Source organism: Leucobacter sp. OLIS6 (assembly GCF_002752355.1).
Classification (GTDB): domain Bacteria; phylum Actinomycetota; class Actinomycetes; order Actinomycetales; family Microbacteriaceae; genus Leucobacter.
Genome location: NZ_MRAV01000001.1, coordinates 144,755 through 166,686, shown reverse-complemented (window position 1 = coordinate 166,686; position 21,932 = coordinate 144,755). Strand labels below are relative to the sequence as shown.

At 71.8% G+C, this 21,932-nt stretch carries 18 protein-coding genes; 7 read left to right on the top strand and 11 right to left on the bottom strand.

Annotated features, from left to right (window positions below):
* Position 1: 1 nt before the first annotated feature.
* Entirely contained in the window at positions 2–622 is a 621-nt protein-coding gene (locus BMH31_RS00750; RefSeq protein ID WP_143469772.1) for an antibiotic biosynthesis monooxygenase, read from the top strand.
* On the opposite strand, the gene BMH31_RS00745 is transcribed toward BMH31_RS00750, so the two are convergent.
* From BMH31_RS00745 to amiA, 6 genes are all read right to left on the bottom strand, one after another.
* A complete protein-coding gene (locus BMH31_RS00745) occupies positions 619–2,337 on the bottom strand; it encodes an ABC transporter ATP-binding protein (RefSeq protein WP_099722836.1) in 1,719 nt (572 codons plus the stop codon). The genes BMH31_RS00750 and BMH31_RS00745 overlap by 4 nt on opposite strands.
* A complete protein-coding gene (locus tag BMH31_RS00740) occupies positions 2,334–4,001 on the bottom strand; it encodes an ATP-binding cassette domain-containing protein (RefSeq protein ID WP_099722835.1) in 1,668 nt (555 codons plus the stop codon). Before BMH31_RS00740 ends, BMH31_RS00745 begins: the two co-directional genes overlap by 4 nt.
* Positions 3,998–5,032, bottom strand: coding sequence for a hypothetical protein (locus tag BMH31_RS00735; RefSeq protein ID WP_099722834.1), 1,035 nt, complete (start codon positions 5,030–5,032; stop codon positions 3,998–4,000). Before BMH31_RS00735 ends, BMH31_RS00740 begins: the two co-directional genes overlap by 4 nt.
* Positions 5,033–5,040: 8 nt before the next feature.
* Positions 5,041–7,386, bottom strand: coding sequence for a YcaO-like family protein (locus BMH31_RS15635; RefSeq protein WP_241898063.1), 2,346 nt, complete (start codon positions 7,384–7,386; stop codon positions 5,041–5,043).
* Between the two features lie 4 nt (positions 7,387–7,390).
* A complete protein-coding gene (locus tag BMH31_RS15630) occupies positions 7,391–8,218 on the bottom strand; it encodes a hypothetical protein (protein ID WP_241898060.1) in 828 nt (275 codons plus the stop codon).
* Between the two features lie 94 nt (positions 8,219–8,312).
* On the bottom strand, positions 8,313–8,411 hold the full coding sequence (gene amiA, locus BMH31_RS15625; RefSeq protein WP_241898059.1) for a streptamidine family RiPP: 99 nt from the start codon (positions 8,409–8,411) through the stop codon (positions 8,313–8,315).
* 112 nt (positions 8,412–8,523) lie between these two features.
* On the opposite strand from amiA, the gene BMH31_RS00720 reads away from it, so the two are divergent.
* Genes BMH31_RS00720 through BMH31_RS00705 form a run of 4 tightly spaced genes read left to right on the top strand, consistent with a single transcriptional unit; the run spans position 8,524 to position 13,183 of the window.
* Complete coding sequence (locus BMH31_RS00720) at positions 8,524–10,269, top strand: prolyl oligopeptidase family serine peptidase (protein WP_099723995.1); 1,746 nt, start codon at positions 8,524–8,526, stop codon at positions 10,267–10,269.
* The gene (locus BMH31_RS00715; RefSeq protein WP_099723994.1) at positions 10,266–11,330 is read left to right on the top strand and encodes an iron ABC transporter permease; all 1,065 of its coding nucleotides are present in this window, start codon (positions 10,266–10,268) and stop codon (positions 11,328–11,330) included. Before BMH31_RS00720 ends, BMH31_RS00715 begins: the two co-directional genes overlap by 4 nt.
* A complete protein-coding gene (locus BMH31_RS00710) occupies positions 11,327–12,127 on the top strand; it encodes an ABC transporter ATP-binding protein (protein WP_099723993.1) in 801 nt (266 codons plus the stop codon). The genes BMH31_RS00715 and BMH31_RS00710 overlap by 4 nt, the downstream gene beginning before the upstream one ends.
* A gap of 12 nt (positions 12,128–12,139) precedes the next feature.
* Positions 12,140–13,183: an ABC transporter substrate-binding protein gene (locus BMH31_RS00705; protein ID WP_099723992.1), complete on the top strand. Its 1,044-nt coding sequence runs from the start codon at positions 12,140–12,142 to the stop codon at positions 13,181–13,183.
* A gap of 48 nt (positions 13,184–13,231) precedes the next feature.
* Here BMH31_RS00705 and BMH31_RS00700 read toward each other — a convergent pair whose 3' ends face one another.
* The 3 genes from BMH31_RS00700 to BMH31_RS00690 form a co-directional block, all read right to left on the bottom strand.
* Positions 13,232–14,374 (bottom strand): SLC13 family permease, encoded by a 1,143-nt coding sequence (locus BMH31_RS00700; protein WP_099724009.1) that lies wholly within the window; start codon positions 14,372–14,374, stop codon positions 13,232–13,234.
* A gap of 191 nt (positions 14,375–14,565) precedes the next feature.
* A complete protein-coding gene (locus BMH31_RS00695; protein WP_158235149.1) occupies positions 14,566–15,273 on the bottom strand; it encodes a response regulator transcription factor in 708 nt (235 codons plus the stop codon).
* Complete coding sequence (locus BMH31_RS00690) at positions 15,273–17,603, bottom strand: sensor histidine kinase (RefSeq protein WP_099723990.1); 2,331 nt, start codon at positions 17,601–17,603, stop codon at positions 15,273–15,275. The genes BMH31_RS00695 and BMH31_RS00690 overlap by 1 nt, the downstream gene beginning before the upstream one ends.
* Before the next feature lie 512 nt (positions 17,604–18,115).
* Here BMH31_RS00690 and BMH31_RS00685 point away from each other — a divergent pair.
* Both BMH31_RS00685 and BMH31_RS00680 read left to right on the top strand, forming a co-directional pair.
* Positions 18,116–19,594 carry an MFS transporter gene (locus BMH31_RS00685; protein ID WP_099723989.1) on the top strand — a complete coding sequence of 493 codons (1,479 nt, stop codon included), beginning with the start codon at positions 18,116–18,118 and terminating at the stop codon, positions 19,592–19,594.
* A 37-nt stretch (positions 19,595–19,631) separates the two neighbouring features.
* Entirely contained in the window at positions 19,632–20,894 is a 1,263-nt protein-coding gene (locus BMH31_RS00680; protein WP_099723988.1) for an MFS transporter, read from the top strand.
* Between the two features lie 352 nt (positions 20,895–21,246).
* Here the strand turns inward: BMH31_RS00680 and BMH31_RS00670 are convergent, their stop codons facing one another.
* Positions 21,247–21,570, bottom strand: coding sequence for a plasmid stabilization protein (locus BMH31_RS00670; RefSeq protein WP_099723986.1), 324 nt, complete (start codon positions 21,568–21,570; stop codon positions 21,247–21,249).
* Positions 21,567–21,803 carry an addiction module protein gene (locus tag BMH31_RS00665; protein WP_099723985.1) on the bottom strand — a complete coding sequence of 79 codons (237 nt, stop codon included), beginning with the start codon at positions 21,801–21,803 and terminating at the stop codon, positions 21,567–21,569. Before BMH31_RS00665 ends, BMH31_RS00670 begins: the two co-directional genes overlap by 4 nt.
* Positions 21,804–21,932 lie beyond the last annotated feature (129 nt).

Sequence of the window (21,932 nt, the reverse complement as noted above, 5' to 3'; positions counted from 1 at the left end):
CGTGGATGAGGTCCTAGCCTGGTTGGATCAGGGCCTCCTGCTCGCCCGAGACTTCGAGGGGTATCTCGGAGGGGGTGTTCTGCGAGATGCCTCCCGCAAGAACGTGCTGATCACGGTCTACGCGTTCACCGACAGGCGCTCGCTCGAGCGGTGGAACCACTCGGAGCAGTGGCACGGATGGACGCGGGACGGTGCTCCCCTGGCCCGAGTGGCCGATGTTCAGCGGCGCACCGGGCTGGAGGGGTGGTTCGCGGAGACCCAGGCCTCGCCCGGTCGCGGCACCAAGCGGGACCGTCCGGGAACAGTGTCCCCGTCTTCGGCACCGCCTCGCTGGAAGCAGGCGACGGCGATCTGGTGCGGCATGCTGCCGCTCAACATCGGCGTGACCTCCGTAGCGACGCAGCTGCCGTGGTGGGGACACCTCCCGATCGCCGTGCGCTCCCTCCTCCTGGTGTCCTCGCTCGTCCCCCTCATGACGTTCGTCGTGATGCCCACGGTGACCCGCGTCCTCCGCCCCTGGCTGAGACGCGACCCCGCACTCGTGAGGAACGAGCGGCTCCTGCGCGATGCGCTCGATTCCCTGGGCAGTGCGGGATCGCCCCGCGGCGGCGAGCGGGGCTAGGCGGACTCGCTCCCGGGATCGCCCGCAGGATCGCCCGAACGGGCGGCACGGGCCGGATCGAGGCGGAGCACCTCGTCGAAGCGTTCCAGGGTTTCGGTGCGGTGGGAAGCGGCCAGTACTGTTCCGGGGAACCGGGCGATGACCTCGGAGATCACGCGCTCCGCTTCGGGGTCGAGGCTGGCGGTGATCTCGTCGACGATCAGCACGCGGGGGCGCCGGAGCAGCGCGCGAGCCAGCCGCAACCTCGCGTGCTGTCCACCGGATAACCGGACCCCCTGCTCTCCGAGCTCGTCGTCCAGCGAGATCCAATCATCGGCGCCGACCTCGGCGAGCGCATCGCGCAGGACCTCATCGCCGCACTCCTCGGTGCCCGCGCCGCGGAGCAGATTGTCCCGGACCGTCCCGGGGAAGAGATGCCCGTCCTGCTCCACGAAACCGATGGCCCGGCGGAGTTCCGCATCGGAGACGGAGTCGAGCGCGTACCCGCGTCCGGTGCTGTCGACGAGCTCGACCGAGCCCGAGTCCGGATCCCAAAGCCGGCCGGCGAGGGCGAGCAGGGTACTCTTCCCCGATCCTGAGGCGCCCGCGAGACCGACGTGGGCGCCGGGACGGACCGTCGCAGACCAGCCCGAAAGCACGGCGCTCCGTCCGCCGTAGGTGAACCCCACCGATCTGAATCGGATCCCGAGCGGGCCATCGGGAAGCGGTTCTCCGTCCCGCGTCCACCCGACGACGGCCGGTCGGTCGAGCCCTGCTGCGACGTTCCGCGCGCTCGCGACCAGGGGGCCGAGCTGCCCGAGGGTGGCCGTGGCATCGCTCAGCGCGGCGACACCGGCGACCGCGATCGCGATCAGTGCGGGCAGGGTCGCCGTCGTGTCGGCCGGCACCGGATCGCCGCCGAGGAGCCCGGAGGCCGCAGCTCCGGCGAGGACGACTCCGATGACGACGACCGCGACGGCGAGCTCGCGGATCCCGGAGACGGCCTGCGCGAGCATTTCGGTGCGGGCCGAGGCCCGCGCCGACCGCCGGGTCGCCGCCTCGGCACCGGCGACCACCCGGAGTTCCAGACCGGCCGAGAGCACCTCCCGGAGCGCTCCCAGCGCATCGACGATGCTCGTCGTCAGCTGCTCCCGCTCACGCTGCTCGCGGACGCCGAGCGCCCGCGCCGTCCGGGCGCCGAGCACGATCGACCCGAGCACGAGCGCCCCGCCGAGCAGCACGACCAGGGCCGCGGCGGGCAGCAGCACCGCGGACGCGAGCGCGGAGAGCACGAACACGAGCACCGAGGTCGCGAGCTGCGCGACGGTGTGCGCATAGAAGAACTCCAGTTTCTCGATGTCGCCCAGCGCGGCCGCAGCTCCCTTCGCGGAGTGTTCCCGCCGACGGGCCGGCGTGCTGCGTGCGTAGGAGTCGAACAGCGCCGCCCGGAGGCGGGCCAGCACCCGGTACGCGAGCGCGTGGGAGAAGTCCATCTCGTGCCAGGTGAGGACTGCACGGATGAGTACCAGCGCGAGGACCACGGCGGTCCACCAGACCGGCGGCCACGCTCCCGTCACGAGCGCCCCGCCGACGCCACCGGCGATGAGCGCCGAGAGCACGGCGAGGCCCACCGCGCTCGCGGCGCCGGTCGCGAATCCCCGCACCATGCCGGCGCGTTCGGGCCGCAGGGCCACCAGGAGCCGGGCATAGGCGCGCAGGGCCTCCGACGTCTTCATACGATGCCTTCCTGCGACCGGAGCCGGCCGGCGTCGAGCAGATGGATGTCAGAGACGCCGCGGAGCGTCTCGATCCGGTGGGTGATCATGAGCACGATCCGGTCCCGAGCGACCTCGTGGAGCGACCGCATCACGATCTCCGCGCTCGCCGGATCGAGCGCGCTGGTCGGCTCGTCGACGAGGAGGATCGGGCGGTCGGCGAGGAGTGCCCGGGCGAGGGCGATCCGCTGCCGCTGCCCGCCGGAGAAGCTCGAGCCCGCCTCGGTCACCTCGGTACGGAAGCCATCGGGCAGGGCGCGGATCTCCGGCAGGATTCCGGCGCGGGCGCAGGCGTCGACGAGCGCCTCCTGCGATGCGCTCCCGTGCGGGTCGAGGTTCTCGCGCAGCGTGCCCGCGAAGAGCACGGGCCGTTGGGAGAGCACGGCGGTATCGCCGGGCAGGAGCGGCCGTCCGTCGAGTTCGATCCGGCCGGAGTCGGGAGTCAGAAAGCCGAGCACCAGATCGAACAGCGTCGATTTGCCGACGCCCGAGGGCCCGACGACGGCGTGCAGGCGGCCGCGCTCCACGACGAGCTCGGCGTCGTGCACCACGTCCTGTTCCGCCGACGGATAGCGGAACGACACCCGGTCGAGCCGGAGGACCTCTCCTCGCGGGGATGCGACGGGGCCTTCCCCGGGGCAAGGAAGCCCCCGACCGCGATCCCGACGCGGATCTTCAGTGGAGAAGGCGCCCAGCTCGCGCAGACTGGGCACCGCGGTCAGGCCGAGGAACCCGGCGTGCCAGTGCCGGGAGAGATCGCGGACCGGCCGGAACGCCTCCGACGAGAGCATGAGCACGGCGTAGATCGCGAACGGCGCCGGGGAGCCGGAGACCGCGCTCCCGACCGCGACGATCGCGGCGGCGACGAGCCCGCCCTGCACTGCGAAGTCGGTCACCGCAGTGCCCGCGAGAGACGCCCGCATGGTTCGTTCCGTCGCCCGGCCCAGCGCGTCCGACCTGCGCGCGATGCGCTCCCGCGTGCGATCCACATCGCCGAGCAGGCGGAGCGTCGACATGCCCCGCAGCGAGTGGAGCACTTCGCCGCTCAGGGATTCGTACTCGCCCCACTGCCCGTCGCCCCGTCGCGCCAGTGCTCGCTTCCAGAGCAGCGGGCCGAGCACCGCGAGCAGGACGCCGAGGGCGACGCATCCAGCCGCGAGCGGAGAGATGGAGCAGAGGACCAGGAGCACGATCGGGGTGCCGACGACGAGCTGCACGGTCGCCGGAATGTACTTCGACACGTACGCGTCGGTCCCTTCGACTCCGTCGACGATCGCGGCAGCAGCGGCGCCGTCGCCCGCTGCCGCGTCGTGCAGCCGTTCGGGGCGCAGCACCGAGATCAGCGCCCGGCGGCGCAGCGAGCTCCGGACGCACCCGCCGAGACGCGCGGACGAGGCCGCCTGCCCCAGCGCGAGCAGGATCCTGAGCACCGCGCCGACGAGGATCGCCCCCGCGCAGGCGATCACCTGAGCGGTGTCGCCGCGGAAGAAGCCCGACAGCGCCCACGCGATGGCGGCCGCCTGCAGCACGTGCGTGGCGAGGACGGCGAGCTGCAGCACCGCGGAGAGGAGGAAGGGCAGAGGGAATCTCAGGGCCTCGCGCCAGAGAACGGGCACCAGCATCATCGGTCGGACTCCTTCGAGCGGGCGAGCAGGGCAGAGGCGTGCAGGATCCAGGTGCCGGGTTCCGGCGAGAAGCCGGACACCGGGCGAACGCCGTACGCGCCCGAGCGCAGCGCCGAGGTGAGCAGTTCGGCGGCCTCGAGATGCGCACGCCAGAGCTCTCGGAGCAGCAGGTCGGCCGGCGGATCGGCGGGCACGGACCAGACGCGCACCGCCGAGGCTCCCCGGACCCACGATTGCCCCGAAGCGAGCGCGACGCGTTCGACCCCGGGATCCGGCGGATCTCCCTCGGCCCGGGCGAGATACTCCGAATGTTCCGGGCTCCGCCGCTCGCGCAGCAGATTCCGATGCGCTTCGAGCACCGCGGGGTCGTCGGCGATCTCCATCATCGCGAGCGGGAGCAGCGGCGCGAGCCCGAGCCGGAGCCAGGCATCGTCGTCGTGCGCGGCGGGGAACGCCAACAGCGCGCGGAGGTCCGCGTCGGGACCGAGCCGAACCCGGTGAGAGCCGGCCAGCACGAAGCGCGCCGCCTGCAGCGCATACGCCGTGTCCGCGATCCACAGCGGCCAGGCCCGATGCCGATATCGGCCGAAGCTCCGTCCCGGCTGGACCGCGAGCACCAGGCGGCTTCCTCGGGGACGGACCCCGGAGGGCCATCCGGCAGCGCGCTCCCGCGTCGGGCTGCGTCGCCACCAGCGGGCGGCATCGGGGTCGTACGCGAAACGTCCGCCGTCGGGACCCACCAGGTGGAGCTGCACCGGGTACGCGCCCCCGGCCGAGGGGATCGGACGACGAGGGATCGAGGTCGGCTCGCCCGATGCGGTGCGGTGCGGCTCCCCCGCCCGCAGCAGCGCGTCGGCGAGCGCCTGGACCCCAGGTGCGACCTCCGCGGGTTCGGCGCCCGCGTTCCACCAGGGGTTCCCGCGCGGGCCGGGAGGCACCGGAGGGCCCGGGTGCGCGCCGGAGAATGCGCGCCGGAGGAGTTCCGGGATCGGGGGCGCCGCGACGGGCGAGGGAAGGATGCGCGGTTCCATCGTGCGTCTCACATGTGCGGGGGCGGGACGAGGGTGAACTCGTCCGGGCCCCCGGTCCAGCGATCACGCCAGCCGCGTTCGAGCGCTGCCTCGCCGAAGCGCGGCATCCCGAGGTAGGCAAAGGCGGCCGGAGCATTGGGCACGAGCCCGGTGACCACGGTGCGCACGACGCGCAGCGCGGTGCGGAGCACGTCGGGGCTGGTGAGATCCCTCGTGAGCACGCGGTGGCCGCGCCGTTCCAATTCCGTGTAGACCTGCGGCATGGTCGTCGGCACGAGCGCATCGATCGAGCGGACGCCGAGCGCCGGCTCGGTGAACCGACGGGCTTCACGGTGCACCTCGGGATCGAGCCAGACCTGCACGTGCGCACCGAGATCGATCACCCGTTCGAACCGGGGGCCGGCGATCGCGGTGTAGTCGGCGTTCGCACGGTGCTCGAGATGCAGGCCCGAGGCCATGAGCCCCCGGTCGATCGCGCGGAACACCCAGCCGTCGGCCGCCGTGCACCCCTGCGTGTAGACCCAGGTGTGCACCGCTTCGAGCACCGCCTTGCGCGCGGCCCGCACCGGATCGAGGTGCGCGGAGAACCCAGCGGCGTAGAGTCCGCGCCGTTCGTCGTGCACGAGCGCCGCGACCGCCGGGGCGAACTCCGACGGCATGGCCACGAGGTGCACGCTCAGGTCGCCGCCGTCCAGGTCGTCGAGCAGGCCGGGAACCGTCGCCGGGTCGATGCCGAAGGTCGGGCCGTCGAGATGCCACCAGGTTTCGAGCGCGTCCCGCTCGATCACCTCGAGCACGCCGCGGTCGGCCGCGTCCTCGACCCCCGTTCCCGTGGCGATCCCGGCGTAGTTCAGGTGGTGGGTCCGCGGCAGCCCGCGGAACCGGCGCTGACGCCAGTTCAGGTGCGTCAGCGCCGCGGGGAGCCAGTGGGCTCGCCCCGTACGATCCGAGCAGCGGGCCCACAGCGTGGGGGTGTCCTCGCGGAGGGGCTGGTAGGGGAAGTCCGTCCGATCGAGCTGCCAGGGGGCGAAGGACGGGAGCTCGGTCGGCGGCACGACCGACTCGCCGTCGGCGCGCAATTGCTCGGCGGTGCCGACGCGCAGGTCCTCGGGAAGCGGATCCGCCGGGATCCAGTTGCCGCAGTAGCGCTCGATCCCCTCACCGATCGCGGCGATGCGCGCCGCGGCCGGATCGCCGAACGAGGTGCCGAGGGAAACGCGGTCCGCCGGCCACTCGCCGAGGCGGCGCGCGTCCGATACCGACGCGGTGAGGGCGAGGTACGCCGGCGGGGTACCGGGCGGCGGCTCCACCCGGGCGATCGATCGGATGATCCCGCATTCCGCATCGACCAGGGCCTCGACGGGAAGCGGCTCGGTCAGGTGGGACGAGTGCATGGGGATCCTCTCATGGCGCCAGGCGCCGTCTGCGGGGTCGAACACGGAGCGGGTGGCCGGGCCGTCGGGGAGGACGAGGGGTCTGCTGGGCGACGGAACGGGCAGACCCTCGCGGGCGAGCCAGCCGTCGATGACGACGCCGAGACCGCCGGCGGCCCCGAGCGCCGCCGCCGACGTCGGATCGAGGTCGGCGGCGAGCCGATGACCCCACGGGCCGTCGACGAGGTGGGTGCGGCCGGGCCAGACCGCGGCGAGCCGTCCGGCATCGGCGTGGAAGAAGTCGGCGTCTCCGCGGATCATGAGCAGCGGTTCCGTACGCTCCGAAGTGCAGCCGGCGAAGTCCCGTGGCTTGGCGTCCCAGAGGTTTCGCCAGCGTTCGAGAACGTCCGCGGGCCACCCCCAGGTCTCGGCGGCACGCAGGGGTCCGTGCTGGTGGGCGTGCAGCGTCCGGGCCGACAGCTCGTCCTCGGGCAGGGGCGGTGCGGAGCGCGGACCGCGACCGTGCTCGTGCCACCATCCGATGCGGGATCGATACTGGGGCGTGCCGTCGGCGGAGCGGGCGGTCTCGGCGAGCCCGAGCGCCGGGACGAGCAGCAGCACTCCCGACGGTGTTCCGTCCCAGGCGCGGGCGGCTTCGAGCGCGGTGTGCGCCGCGTACGATGCCCCGTAGAGCAGGAGCGGGGTCCCGGGGAATTCGCGATCGACGGCACGGAGGGTGTCGGCGCCGTCTTCCGCTTCGCGCCGGTAGGGGTCCCACTCGCCGTCGGAGGCGTACCGGCCGCGCACGTCCTGCACGATGCAGCGGTATCCGCGCCGGTTCCAGGAGCGGGCGATCGGGGCGTGCGCCCCGGCGTCGTAGGGGGTGCGGATCAGGACGGTACCGCGCGGGTTCCGCGGGGCCCAGAGCAGTCCCCTCAGTTCGACGCCGTCCCGCGCCGAGCAGCGGTGCGGTGCGGGCACGGGTTCAGCGGATCGCACGCTCGGGCGTCTCCGGGTACGCGAGCAGCGGGTGCAGCCCGATCGAGCCGGTCGGCACCACGAGTTTCCAGAGCGTACGACGGAGGGCGTCGAGGGTCGCTTCGGCTCGAGCCCAGGCGATCGCGAGCTCGAGCACCCGGGCGACAAGGAGCGTTCGAGCCGCCGCGTCGAGCGGGTACGGCGGCTCCGCCGCCGTAGCGATCCAGGCCTCGAGCTCGTCCGGCGCCGAGCTCGCGGCCACGCGACGACCGATGACCTGTTCCGCGGTCGGGTCGCCCGCCTCGACTGCGATGGGGTCCACGAACACGGTCTCCCCTTCTCGATACGCCCGGATGCGGGCCGTGCCATCGATTGCGCGGGATTCCCAGGCCGGCCAGGCGCCCCGCGAGCGCGCATCTTCGGCGTAGAGGACGGCGAGTCCGGGCCCGGACCCCGAGACGGGGTCGGAGTCCGACCCCAGATCCGCCCGGCGCACGTCGGCGCCCCAGGCCCCCAGGGCGGCCTCGACTGCATCGAGCACGTCTCCGGCAGGGCCGATCAGCAGCACCTCGCGGCGGTGCCCGGGCCAGCGTTCGGCCCGGGCCGCGGCCTCCTCGGACCGGATCTCCTCGGCCAGTCGCCGGAGGTACTCGGCGTCGAGGTCGGTTGCGGCACCGAGGCCTCCCGCGCCGAGCAGCGATTCGAGATCGTCGGGACGGTCCTGGATCCGGACCAGCCGTCCGGATGCCAGGTGCACGACGTCCCGGGCGGGGGCGGCGGCGACGAGCTGGGCTCGGGTGTCCGGGATCGGGAGCGCCTGCTTCTGCTGTTCCATGTGGTTCCTCAGTGTGGTTCTCGGGGGGGGGGGAGCCCGGTCGGGCGACGAATCGCCCGACCGGGCCGGATGCGGGCCGAGGGAGGCCCCGTTCTCAGTCGAAGGGGTTCTCGACCAGAGCGTTCGAGTGGGTTGCCGAGTGATGCGCGAGCTGCTCGGTCTCTTCGATCTCGGCGATGATTCGCTTCTCCATTGCGGTGCGTCCTTTCGTGTGTGCACCGTCCGAGGGTTCTCGGACGGACTCGCCGGGCGAGTGATCACACCCTAGATGAAAATGATTCTCAATATCTACTAGACTCGCCGACATGCCTGATTCATCGCCCCCGCCGCGGACGCGGATCGCCGACTCGCTCGACACCGCCCTCAGAGGCTGGGAAGCGCACGAGCGCCCCGGTCTCCCCGTCGACGGTTTCGTGCTCGGCCGCCGCCCGATGAGGCCCCGGACCGGGCTCTACCGCGTCGACGGCACCACCGTCATCGAGCCGGACGGCCACCTGCTCCGCATCACTCCGTCACCGGATCGGCGCCGGATCGCGGTGGAGTGGGCATGCCGCGCCGATGAGAACGCCGTGCTCGGGATCGTCGACGTCGAGCGCAAGGAGCTCCGTCTCCACGAGCGCATCGGCGTGCGCTACGACCCGGTGCTCTGGAGCGCCGATTCCTCTCGCCTCGAGGTCGCCGCGAGCCGGGAACGCGCGATCGTCGAGCTGGACGTCGCATCGGGCCGGATCACGAGAACGCCCGTTGCCGGCGCGGAACGCGTCCGACTGCTGCCCGGAGGCGCGAAGGGCCTGCTGGCCCGGCGTCCGGACGGCGGACCGACCGAACTGATCGACCGGAGCACCGGTGCATCGGTCGGCCGCTACGGCGCGGTGCACCGGACGGCGATCTGCGCCGAGGGGTTCGTCGTCTGGCACGACCGGGGCATCGACCGCTTCTCCTGCCGCGGCGCGCACCGGTGGAGCTGGCACGAACCGGGACTCCGGATCACCGACCTCGCCTCCTCCGGCGACGGGATCCTCGCGCTCGGGGTCCGCGACGGACGCAGTGTCATCGTGAGCCTGTCCGACGGAGCGTTCCGCGAGGTCCGCGAAGTCCTCGCCGGCCACGGCCCCGTTGCCGCGACGGGGATCGCGATGACCGAAGAAGGGGCGGTCGTCCGCGTCGAGGCCCCGCTCCTTCCGCCCCGCGTGATCCCGCTGGCCGAGGCGACCGCCCCGACCACGAACACCGAGCTCGCGCCGGGCTCCGAGGACGGGTCCCGCACCTCGACGCTGACCGTGCGCGCAGATGACGGGGCCGAGATCACGGTGATCCTCACCCTCCCACGTGACCGCACCGATCCGATCCCCGTGATCCTCACCTGCTACGGCGGCTTCGGCGTGCCGACCCTCCCCGCGTTCGAGCCGACGATCCCCGCCTGGGTCGCCCACGGGGGCGGATACGCGATCGCGCAGATCCGGGGCGGCGGCGAGCGCGGGAACGAGTGGTGGTGGGCGGGAAGCGGAGCGCGGAAGCAGCGCGCCGTCGACGATCTCGCCGCTGCGGCCGCGGGGCTCTGCGCGGCCGACATCACGCGCCCCGAGCTGCTGGTGCTGGCGGGCGCATCCCACGGCGGATGCATCGCGGCAGCCTGCGGGCTCGAACATCCCGGAAGCTTCGCGGGGATCGCGACGACCGCAGCGCCGCTGGACCTGCTCGCCCTCGACGCCCACCCGCTCGGGCGCCTGTGGCGCGACGAGTTCGGCGACGACGGGACCGACGAGAGCCGCGAACGGCTACGACGCCTCTCGCCGCTCGAACGCGCGAGGAGCCTGCGACCCGGTCAGCCCGTTCCGGCGTTCCTCGGTATCGTGCTCGCGGAGGACACCCGAGTGGCGCCAGACGACACCCGGCGCGTCATCGACGCCCTGCGCGAGCGCGGCAGTCGGGCGGAGCTCTGGGAAGCAGGGGACGCCGGTCACGGGATCAACCACCTGGATGCGCTGCACGCCATCGGGTCCCGGATCCTCTCGTTCGCGGCGCGCACGACCGGGATGGCCGGTGCATGACCGCCGGCCGCCGGACCGGCGCGTTCCGCCGGGTCCCACTGCTGAGCGCGCTGGCCTGCGGGATCCTCGCCGTGCTCGTGGTCTCGGGTTCGACCGGCACGGTGCAGGTCGGGCTCGCCGACGCTGCACGGCTCGTAATCGGGCACCTCATCCCGGGGATGCCGTGGATGACCGACGGGTCGCTGACCCCGCTTCAGGATCAGGCGGTCTGGCAGTTCCGGTTGCCCCGTGCCCTGCTCGCGGGCATCTCGGGGGCGGGCCTCGCACTCGCCGGCGCGATCATGCAGGTGGTGGTCCGCAATCCGCTCGCAGAGCCCTACATCCTCGGCGTCTCCTCCGGAGCAAGCGTCGGCGCCGTGCTCGTCATCATCGGCGGGAGCGCCGCGGCCGCGGGGCTCGGGCTCAGCGGCGCCGCCTTCCTCGGCGCGATGCTGGCCGGGATCCTCGTGGTCTTCCTCGCCCGCCGTCGGGGCGAGCTCTCCCCCACCCGGATGATCCTCGCCGGCGTCGCGCTCGGGTCCCTCCTCAGCGCCGTCACGAGCTACCTCACGCTCACGACGGACGCGCAGAACGTCGTGAGCATCATGTTCTTCCTCCTCGGCAGCGTCTCGGCCGCGACCATGTCGTCGTTGCCGATCCCCGCCGTCGCCCTCCTCGTGTCCTGCGCAGCGGCACTGGCGCTCGCCCGACCGATGAACGCGCTGCTCTCGGGCGACGAGTCCGCGCTGGCCGTCGGGGTGCGCACCACCCGGCTCCGAGCGCTCCTGCTCGTCATCGCATCCCTGCTCACCGGAGTGGTGGTCGCGGTGAGCGGCGGCATCGGCTTCGTCGGGCTCGTCGTCCCCCATGCCGCGCGCATGCTCGTCGGTTCCGACCACCGCAGGATGCTGCCGGCGACCGTGCTCGCCGGGGCGCTGTTCCTGATGGTCGCCGACCTGCTCGCCCGTACCGTCGCCGTGCCGACCGAGATCCCCCTCGGGATCCTCACGGCCTTCGTCGGCGCCCCCTTCTTCCTGTGGCTGATGCGCCGCGGCGGCGAACGAGCGGGGTTCGACCGATGAGCATCGAATTCCACGGCCTCCGCGTCGACCTCGGCGGACGCCCCGTCCTGACGGGCGTCGACCTGCGGATCCGGCCCGGCCGGGTCACCGCGCTGATCGGACCGAACGGCAGCGGGAAATCGACGCTGCTGCGCACCGTCTTCGGCGCCCGCCGGCCCACGCGGGGCCGCGTCACCATCGACGGCGCCGACGTCGTGGGCATCCCGCCGCGGCAGCTCGCCAGGACGGTCGCCGTCATGCTCCAGGACGCGCCGTCCGAATTCGACCTGACGGTGCGCGAGACCGTCATGGTCGGTCGCGCACCGCACCAGGCGGCGTTCGCACCGGACCGCGCGATCGATCGGCTCGCCGTCGATCGAGCGCTGCGAACCGTGGGCCTCGAAGCGCACGCGGAGCGGCTGCTCCGGCAGCTGTCCGGCGGTCAACGCCAGCGGGCGATGCTCGCGCGAGCGCTCGCGCAGGACGGACGGATCCTCGTGCTCGACGAACCGACCAACCACCTCGACATCACCCACCAGCTCGAGATCATGCGACTCGTCGGCGGACTCGGCATCACCGTCGTCGCCGCACTGCACGACCTCGCGCTCGCCGCCGACTTCTGCGACGACGTCGCCGTGCTCCACGAGGGCCGAGTGCGCGCGTTCGGCTCCCCGGGCGATGTCCTCAGCGCACCCCTCGTCCGTGAGGTCTTCGGGGTCGATCCGCGCCCGTCGACGGAGGATGCCTCCGGCCACCGCTTCCTGAGGTTCCGGCCGCTCGCCGAACCCGACCCCACCCGCGCACCCGCGCACGAATAATCAAGGAGAACCATGCACCAGCGCATCACCACCCCGCGATCACGAGCGGTCCGAGCCCGGATCCCGCTCGCGGTATCGGCATCGGTGCTCGCACTCGCTCTCGTCGGCTGCGGCACCGCTGTGGCGAATGATCGGCCGCAGGCTTCGACGGACGCCGGCCCGGTCTCGCTCGAGAACTGCGGTCGAGACATCACCGTGCCGAGCACGCCGAAGGCCGTGGTCGGCCTCCACCCGTCGCAGACGGAACTGCTGCTCCGCCTCGGCGTCGCCGACCGCATGGTCGGCCAGGCGCAGACCACCTCGCTCGCCCTCCCCGACGACGTCGCGAAGCTCGCGACGAAGATTCCCGTGATCGGCGAGGCGTCCCCGCCGAGCCGTGAGGATCTGCTCGCGGCAGCGCCGGACTTCGTCTACTCGCCGACCACCTACGAGTTCACCGCGGAGAAGGGATTCGCCAGCATCGACCAGCTGACCGCCGCCGGCGCCACGGCCTACGTCGCCACCGGAGGGTGCTTCGACCGCCGCATGACCGGAACCGTCGACGACCTCTTCGTCGACCTGCAGAACCTGGGCCGGATCTTCCGGGCCGAGGATGCAGCGGCTCGACTCACCGACCGGGCGAAACAGGATCTCGCCGAGGTACGTCGGACCATCGACGGCGAGCCGAAGCCGAAGGCGGCGCAGGTCTACGTCGACGGGACCTCGCTGTCCGCGATCGGAGCCGGCGTCGAGCACGACATCATGCGCCTCGCCGGCGCCGAGAACCTCTACGGCCCGAAGGATCCCGCATTCGCCGACTTCTTCGCCGCCCAGATCACCCCGGAGGCGCTCGCGGCCAAGCGCCCGGACGCGCTCGTGTTCGCGGTGACGGACGACGCGCACGAGCGCGCGACGCGAGACTACCTGCGGAAGACCTTCCCCGACATGCCCGCGGTGAAGAACGACCGCCTCATCTCGATCCCGTTCAGCGACACGTTCCCGGGCACCCTGGGCAACATCGACGCGGTGCAGCGGATCGCGGCCGGGCTCTACCCGCAGAAGTTCAGCGGCCAGTAGATCGAGGGGATCCGCGCCGGGAGGGACGTCTCGGGGCGTCCCTCCCGGTCAGGCGGCCAGGAACAGCGGAAGGACCGCTGCAGCGGTTACGAGCGGCGCCGCGATCACTCCCCAGCGCACGTACTGCGCCCAGGAGAATGCGACGCCGTCGGCGATGAGCCGTTGATGCCACAGCAGCGTCGCCAACGAGGCCCACGGAGTGATGAGGGGCCCGACGTTGACTCCGATGAGGAGGGCCGCGAGGGAGGAGCGGTTCGATGCCGCCGGCTCCAAGAGGAGGTAGGCCGGAAGATTGTTGATCGCGTTCGCCCCGATGACACCGGTGCCGGCGAACCCCCAGACGTTCCCCGGACCTGAACCGAGCGCAGGACCGAGCCAGGCCAGCGCACCGGAGGCTTCGATCGCTCCGGCCATCAGGAACAGCCCGGAGGCGAAGACGAGCAACGGCCAGGGGACCAGACCCGGGCGAAGCGCAGCCGGCCTGCGAATCCGGAACAGCAGGACGAGAGCGGACGCCGCGCACAGGGCAGGCACCCAGGGTGCGGGAGCGAGCACGAGGAAGGGGATCAGCACGACAACGATCGCGCTGCTCAGCAGCAGCAGCGGACGGTCGACGACGCGACGCGTTCGAGGAACCGAGTATCGGCCGCGCAGGCCGCCGCGGTTGAGCGTCCAGAGCAGGACCGCGGTGGCGGCGATCGCGCACAGGGCGGGTAGGCCCAGCAGCCCGACGAAGTCGCCGCTCCCGTGGAGATCGAGCCGACCGGCCGCCAGGAGGTTGGTCAGGTTCGACACGGGCAATGCCAAAGACGCGGTGTTCGCGAGCCAGACCGTGGTGATCGCGAAGGGCAGCGGCGCGATGCCCAGGGTTCTCGCCAACGACAGCACCACGGGCGTGAGGAGAACTGCGGTGGTGTCGAGCGAGAGAAAAGCCGTGCAGACGACCGCGAGCAGCACGACGAGCAGCCAGAGAGTGAGCACGCTCCCTCGCGCGGCGGCTCCGAGCCTCGCGGCTGCGGCTTCGAAGACCCCGGCCGCGGCGGCGAGCTCGGCCACCACCGTGATCGCGATGACGAATACCAGAACCGGCCAGGCACGTTCCACCGTATCGGCGACGACGGGACCGGAGACGACACCGGTCGCCCAGGCGACCGCCCCCGCGAGCACCAGGAGGCCGCCGATCCAGAGCATCTTCACCAGACCATCGTGCACCCTCATCCCGTGATGAGCAGCGCCTCCCGCCGGAACGTCGACGACCGGAACCGCACGGCAGTCGTCGGCTCGAGCCGAACGGCCCGAAGATGCGCCGGGGTGCAGACGGTGTGCGAGAGCGTTCGGCCTGCGGGCCCGATCATTGCGGAACGGATCGTCGAGGCGACCGGTCAGTTCTCGGTCGAGGTCCGCGGCTCCAGTCCGGCCGCAGCCGGGAACCCCGGATCCAGGTACCCCTCGACCCAGGCGATGCGGCCGAAGTCGAGCTTCGAACTCACGGCGATACCGACCGACGCGTACTTCTTGCGTACTCGGTCGAGGTACTGCTTGGCGGTCTCCCGCCCGATGTTCATGGCCTCGCCCACCTGGTCGACCGTGAGCCCCGATGCGTAGAGCACGAGGGCGCGCTCCTCCTGCACGCTGAGGCTCGGACGCTCGGGGTCGCCGGCGATCACCGAGGCGAGTTCGGGCGTCATCCACTCGTCGCCGCGCAGCACCGCGCGGATCGCCGCGAGGATGTCGGCCTCGCTGTCGCGTTTGCCGACGATACCCGAGACTCCGGCGCGCACGATGCCGCGCACGAGCGGCGGCGAGGCGAGCGCCGAGAGCACGACGATCCGGAGCCCTGCGGCGAGCAGGGACGCGACGAGCTCGACGTCGACGCTCGGCTCCCGATCCACCATCAGGTCGAGCACCAGCAGGTGGGGCCGTCGCTCTCGGGGCACGGAGCGGGCCCAGGCCATGAATTCCGGGGCGGTCGTTCCGCTGAACACGACTTCGAACTCGCCGTCCCGCCCGAGCAGTTCCTCCGTGCGGGCCCGCTGCAGGGCGTGGTCCTCGACGATCGCGACGCGGCACACCGCGGATCCCCTCGGCATCATGATTCCTCCGTGTTCCCCGCCGCGACCGTATCGCGCGCGTAGCTCAGTTCCAACAGTTCGAGTTCCCCGATCCGCTCGTGCCGCTCCCCCGGTCCGAGCGACCGCTGGGGCACGATGCCCGGGCCGATCAGCGTGAGCTGCAGTGACTCGCCGACCGGGAAGAGCGAGGCCGACAGCGCGGATCCGCGCGGCGCCGCGCGCAGGCCCCCGAGAACGGTTCCTGCGATGTCGCGCGCGGCCGCCTCATCACCCGTGTCGGTCCCGCCGATCCGCAGCGAGAAGTCGACCGCTCGCTCGCGCGCGAGCCGCAGTGCCGGCACGAGCGAGCGGCTCAGGTGCACGAGCTCGGGGCTGAGCTGCACGAGCTGCCGCAGGTAGCGCTCCTCCGCCGCGCAGGCGAGTCGGAGCTCGGGATCGGACGGGTCGCGTTCTCCCTCGGCGATGGCACGCAGCAGCTCGACCGAGGTGTCGAGCCCGGCGTCGGTCCAGCGCCGGTGATCGGCCTGCGCCGCCGAGTCGAGCTCGGCTCGCAGCTCGGCCTCGAGCGAACGGCGCCGCGCCCGCTCCGCCTGCTCGGCGAGCCGCCCGACCCGGGCGCGGAACGTCTCCCAGACCACGACGAAACCGAGTCCGACGAGCGCCGCGATCACGGTGATCTGCCCCGCCGTCGGCGAGGTCCGCCAGACGATCATCGCGGTCCCGAAGGCGACGAAGATCCCGGCGGCCGCACCGACGGCCCGAGCCGTGCGCCCCGTGTCGAGCGAGAGCAGCAGCACGAACGCGCCGGTCGGGGCGAGGGCCTGCCAGTTGACCGCCCCGTCCGAACCGAACGCGGTCGCCGCTGCGGAGAGGAAGAACACTGCGCAGGTGCAGGCGACCAGGACCGTGCTCAGCACGGCGGGCCCCCGTCTGAGCGCGGCCGACCGCGACGCCGCCCAGGCGAGCAGCATGACGCCGATCATCGGGTAGAGCGCGAAGTAACGGTTGGTGCCGCCGCCGAGGGTCAGCACGAGACTGATCGCGGTGACGCCAAGCGCCCAGAGATCCCCGGCGCGTCCGTGCAGGGCAGAGACCGACGCGCCGACGTCGTTCCCGCTCCACGCGGGGGCCCGGCTCACCCGCTCCCCGTCCTGCGCGTCGGCCGCCGGGCGGATCGGAACGCGCAGCTCGACCGCGGTGCCCGCGCCGGGGCGGCTGGTCACCTCGGCCGAGAAGCCCGCCGCGTCCGCCCGTGCGAGGATCGACGAGGCGATCCCCCGCCCGTCCGGGATCGCACCGTCGAACCCGCGGCCCGAGTCCCGCACCACGACGCGCAGCTGCTCGGCGTCCTCGGTCACCAGGATCTCGAGCCGATCCGCACCGGAGTGCTTGGCCGCGTTCGTCGCGGCCTCCCGCGCGCACGCGACCACGGCGCGCACCCGTTCCGCGCCGAGCAGTCTCCCGATCCGCTCGAGTTCTTCGTCGCCGAGCCCGGCTCGACGTACCGGTAGCGGGACGTGTTCGAAGAGCGAACGCAACCGCACCGGCTCGTTCGCCGCTCGTTCGCCGCGCAGCGCCCGCAGCAGGTCGATGTCGCGAGCGCACTGCGCACGCACCCGCTCGGAATCCGCGACGCCCGCGCCGCCGTTGGCGACCGCACCGAGGGTGTTGATCGCCGTATCGTGCAGCGTGCGTGACTCCTCTGCGAGCCGCGCGCTCGTGCGTCGGATCGTCTCGATGCGCAACGCCGCGGTCTCGGCCCGCGCGGTGGCGGCGTCCGTCTCGGCCGCGAGCCGCAGCAGCCACGGCAGTCCCGCCCGCATCGCGAGGATGATCGAGCTCTGGGTCACGATGATCGCGACCGGCAGCTGCGCGCCCCAGTCGGGCAGCGCCAGCAGCACGGTCGCGGTCGTCGCCACGGCGGGGACCACGACGAGGAGGATGGAGATCCGGTGCAGCACCAGCAGTCCCATGAGGCAGCTCGCGAAGTCGATCTCCCAGCATGCGGCGAACACCAGCGCCGAGTCGATGTCGCCGCTGGCCAGGTAGCTCCAGAGCCCGATCCCCATCATGCCGAGCGGGACCAGGAAGGCTGGGATCCGTCGCCGCAGGGCGGCCAGCGCGGTCGCGGCCAGCACGAGCTGCGCGAGCACGAGCGGCCAGGCCGCAGGCCCGAGCGCGGCGAACGAGGCGAGCAGCATCACGAGCTGCCATCCGGCTGCGACGAGCAGTGCGACGCGGCGGATCGACCGCAGCACGGAGGTCGTCGCCCATCCGTCCCCGCGCGCCAGCGCCCGCTGGTCGCCGAGGAGGTCGCCGATCGTCGACCGCAGCGCGCGAACCACCATGTATCCCCCTGCATCGGCGCGCCCCCGCGCGCACCAGCGTCCCCGGATGGACAGTACCGCAGCAAGGCGTCCTCCGGGAGACCGGTTCCCCCGAGCGGCTGAACGGCCGATCGCTCCGGCGGTGCGCCGACGCGATCGACCGTTCGTGGCCGTGCTGCGCAGAGGGGGTGCCTGACACGGCCGAACCACCGCCGACCCGTCTCGGGGACGGGATCGGCGGTCGAACCGGTGGCCGAGTGCGGACACGAACTCCCGCACTCCGCCATCGGACGTCATCGCCGCAGTCGCGCCGGGTCGCACCCGACACGCTCCGCGAATCAGGGACCTCCCGTCGGCGACGGACGATCCCCGACTCACGGTGACGGCAGAACTCACCGTTGAACGTAGTCGCCGTCCGATCCCACCGCGTCGCTTCGATCCGAAATGACCCCCGAACGGGGGACGCGCCGGTCGCGCGCATCCGCCGAACCGGACTTGACCTCAACTTCACTTGAGGTTCTACCGTCATCTCCATGGACACTCCTTCCCGCACGATCCCGATCGCCGAGCCCCGGATCGACTCCGGCAGCTGGCGCGAACTCTTCAGCGGAGCGCACCTCGCCGCCGCCCTCGTGCTCGCCGGCGGCGTCGCGATGTATGCAATGAACACCTTCTTCACCGCCGCGCTGCTCCCCTCGACGATCGCCGAGGTCGGCGGGTCCGAGTACTTCGCCTGGGTCGTCACCGCGTTCCTCATCGCCTCCGTGCTCGCATCGATGCTCGTGACGCGCGTGCTCGGCCGCTTCGGCGCCGCCCGCGGCTATCTCCTCGCATTCGCGGTGTTCGGCACCGGAACGCTCGGCGCCGCCCTCGCCCCGAGCATGGAATTCTTCCTCGCGATGCGCGTCGCCCAAGGGCTCGGCGGCGGGCTCCTCGCCGGTCTCGGCTACGCCGTGATCCGTCAGGCCCTGCCCGAGCACCTCTGGACCCGCGCGACCGGCCTCATCTCGGCGATGTGGGGCGTCGGCACGCTCATCGGGCCCGCGCTCGGCGGGCTCTTCGCGCAGCTCGGAATCTGGCGCTGGGCGTTCGCGCTGCGCGCCGCCGTCTCGTTCCTCCTCGGCGTGCTCGCGCTGCGCGCCCTGCCGGCCGGCCGCGGGCCCGCGCACCCGAACGGCCGATTCCCCATCGCCTCGCTGTCCGCGCTCGTGCTCGCGGCGGCAGCCTTCAGCATCGCCTCGATCGTGCCGCCCGGCCCCGCGACCGCCGGCGCGATCCTCGGGGGCGCCGCCCTGATCCTCGGATTCGTGCTGCTCGACCGCCGCGCGTCCTCATCAGTGCTGCCCGCGTTCACCTACCGCCGCGGCAACCCGCTGAAGTGGATCTACCTCACGCTCGGCATCGCCAGCGCCGGCGCGATGCTCGAGGTGTACCTGCCCCGATTCGGGCAGGAGATCGCCGGGCTGCCGGAACTCCCCGCGGGTCTCCTCGGTGCGACCGTCTCGGTCGGCTGGAGCTTCGTCCAGATCTTCAGCGTGAGCATCGAATCGGATCGGGGGCGCCGCCGGGCCATGGTGCTCGGTCCCGTACTCATGGTGCTCGGCTTCGGCGGGTACGCGCTGCTGCAACTGACCGGCGCGAGCACCGGCTCGGCCTGGGGCTGGGCCGTCGCGCTCGTGCTCGCCGGATCTGGCATCGGCCTCGCGTTCCCCCACCTCAGCGTCGCCGCGCTGCGCAGTGCGGCGACGCCCGAGGAGAGCGCGAAGGCCGCGGCCGGTGTGAGCACGGCCCAGCTCATCTCGAACGCGGTGTTCTCGGCGCTCATCGGCGTGCTCGTCTCGCTCGGCTCCGCCCTCGGATCCGCGGCCCCCGCCGCGACTGCGGCGAGCGCGGCCGCGACCTCCGCAGCGGTCATGGGAGCCGGAGTCGCCGTGCTCGCGTTCATCGGGGTGGGCACGGCGTTGCGAGCGACCCGTTCGCTGCGTTCGGGGAGTACGCTGTCGCCAGCGTAGCCGCGCGGCTCCGCCCAATGACGTGCAGGAGCAGCCCATGGCCTCTTCTTCGATCCGGACGACCGTCGATGTCTTCGCCGAGCCCACCCGTCGGGTGAGCGGCGGATGGGTGGCCGCGTTCGCGCTCGCCTGGTTCGGGGTGTGGATGGCGCAGCTCACGCCCGTGCAGCTACTGCTGCCGGCGCAGATCCAGGCGGAGCTGCGCACGACCGATTGGGTGCAGAACGTCCTCGCCTTCGGGGTGATCTCGGGGATCTCGGCGCTGTGCGCGATCGTCGCGTTCCCCGTCACCGGTGCGCTCTCGGATCGGACGACGAGCCGCTTCGGTCGGCGCCGCCCGTGGATCGCGGCCGGGGCGCTGCTTTTCGCGCTCTCGCTCCTGCTGCTCGGCGCGCAGCACTCCCTCCTCGGGATCGGGGTGTTCTGGTCGCTGGCGATCATCGGGTTCTGCGTGCTGACCGCGGCGCTCACCGCGACCATCAGCGACCAGGTGCCCGTCGGACAGCGCGGCACTGTGTCGGGCTGGCTCTCGGCTCCGCAAGCGATCGGCATCATCGCCGGGATCCTGCTCGTGACCATGCTGTCGCTCGGCACGTTCCTCGGGTACGCGGTGGTGGCGATCCTGCTACTGGTGCTGGTGGTGCCGTTCCTGCTGCGCCCCGACGCCGTGCTGCGGCCGGACCAGCGGGAGCCGTGGACCCCGCGAGGCATGCTCGATTCGCTCTGGATCAGCCCGCGGCAGTACCCGGATTTCGGCTGGACGCTGCTCAGCCGCGTGCTCGTGAACTTCGGAAACGCGTTCGGCACGAGCCTGCTGCTCTACTTCCTGGAGTTCGGACTCGGTGACGAGAACGCCGAGGACGATCTCGTGATCGCGGTGCTCGTCTACATGGTGTTCGTGATCATCGCCGCGCTCACCCTCGGCCGGCTCTCCGATGCGCTGGGACGGCGCAAGTCGTTCGTGTTCCTCTCGTCGACGCTGCAGGCGGTCGCGGCGCTGCTGCTCGCCTTCGTGCCGACGTTCGCGACGACGCTCGTGGCGGCCGGGCTGCTCGGCCTTGGCTACGGCTGCTTCCTCGCCGTCGACCAGGCGCTCGCGACGCAGGTGCTGCCCGACCCCGAGACCCGCGGCAAGGACCTCGGGATCATGAACATCGCGACCGCCGTGCCGCAGGCGGCGGCTCCCCTGTTCGGGGCGCTCATGGTGTTCGTCGCGGGCTTCACTGGCCTGTTCCTCATGGCGGGGGTGTTCGCGTTCGCGGGCGCGCTCGCGGTCGCGAAGGTGCGCTCGGTGCGGTGAGGCTGCTGGGTCCCCGGCTCGGGGACCCAGCAGGCTCGGGCTACTACGAGGTGTGGCAAGCGGGCGCGCAGTAGTAGCACCCGTCGGCGGTCGGGTAGTAAGCACGAGCTTGCTGCACCGCGGTGTCGCAGCTTGCGTGATAGCCCAGATCAACCTGGTTACCCAGAGCAGGAACGCATCCTCTCCAGGAATCCCGATCATGAACCTCATGGTCTCGAGTGCCTCCCTGAGGCACCTTATTCACTACATAGTTCGGCATTGAATTCTCCAATCTGCTTGCCACTTCGCAAGCAGACTGAACGTAGCAATCACCACCGACATTGACCGATGCAAGTCGAAACGCGAGCGGTCTCTAGGCCGAGCTCGCAATGCGACGAGCCCAGTACCCGGGCTTTCGGTGCTCGTGCGCGTAGGCGACAATCACAATGGCATCCGGCAGAAGCGCATACAGGATTCGATACGGAAAACCGCGAATGTCCTTGCTCCGGATCACGGCGCCGTCGTCGGTCCTGGCGAAGAGGCGGGCGGCGTCCGGCCAGTCCGCGATCTCTCGGCGTGCCTCACGCGCCCGGTCAAGAAGTTTGAGGCCCGTGCCTGGCCTCTGCGATTCATACCAATGGGCCGCGGCATCGAACTCTTCAACGGCGTCCGGGTGCTCCCATTGCGCCGCCGTCATGCAGTCAGCGAGTCACGCAGACTGGCGTAGTGCTCATCGGCATTCGTCAGTTCGACCTGACCGGATCGGACCCCCGCCAACCGCCGGGATGCTGCTGCACGCCACGCTGCCTGGGACCCGCTCGATCCAGCCGCTTCGTGGAGGCTCTCCAGCAGCGCGTTCACCAGAAGGGCGCGCTGATCGATGTCGAGAGCGAGTCCGTCTCGAATCAGAGTTGCCGTATCCGGTGCCATGATCCGAGTGTACGCCGCCGAGATCTCGAATCAGCAGGTATCCACATGAGACCGGGGCATTCCGTTCCCGAGGACGCCCCCCCCCGACCGAACCCTCGCCTTCCCCACGACCGGACCCAAATGAACCGT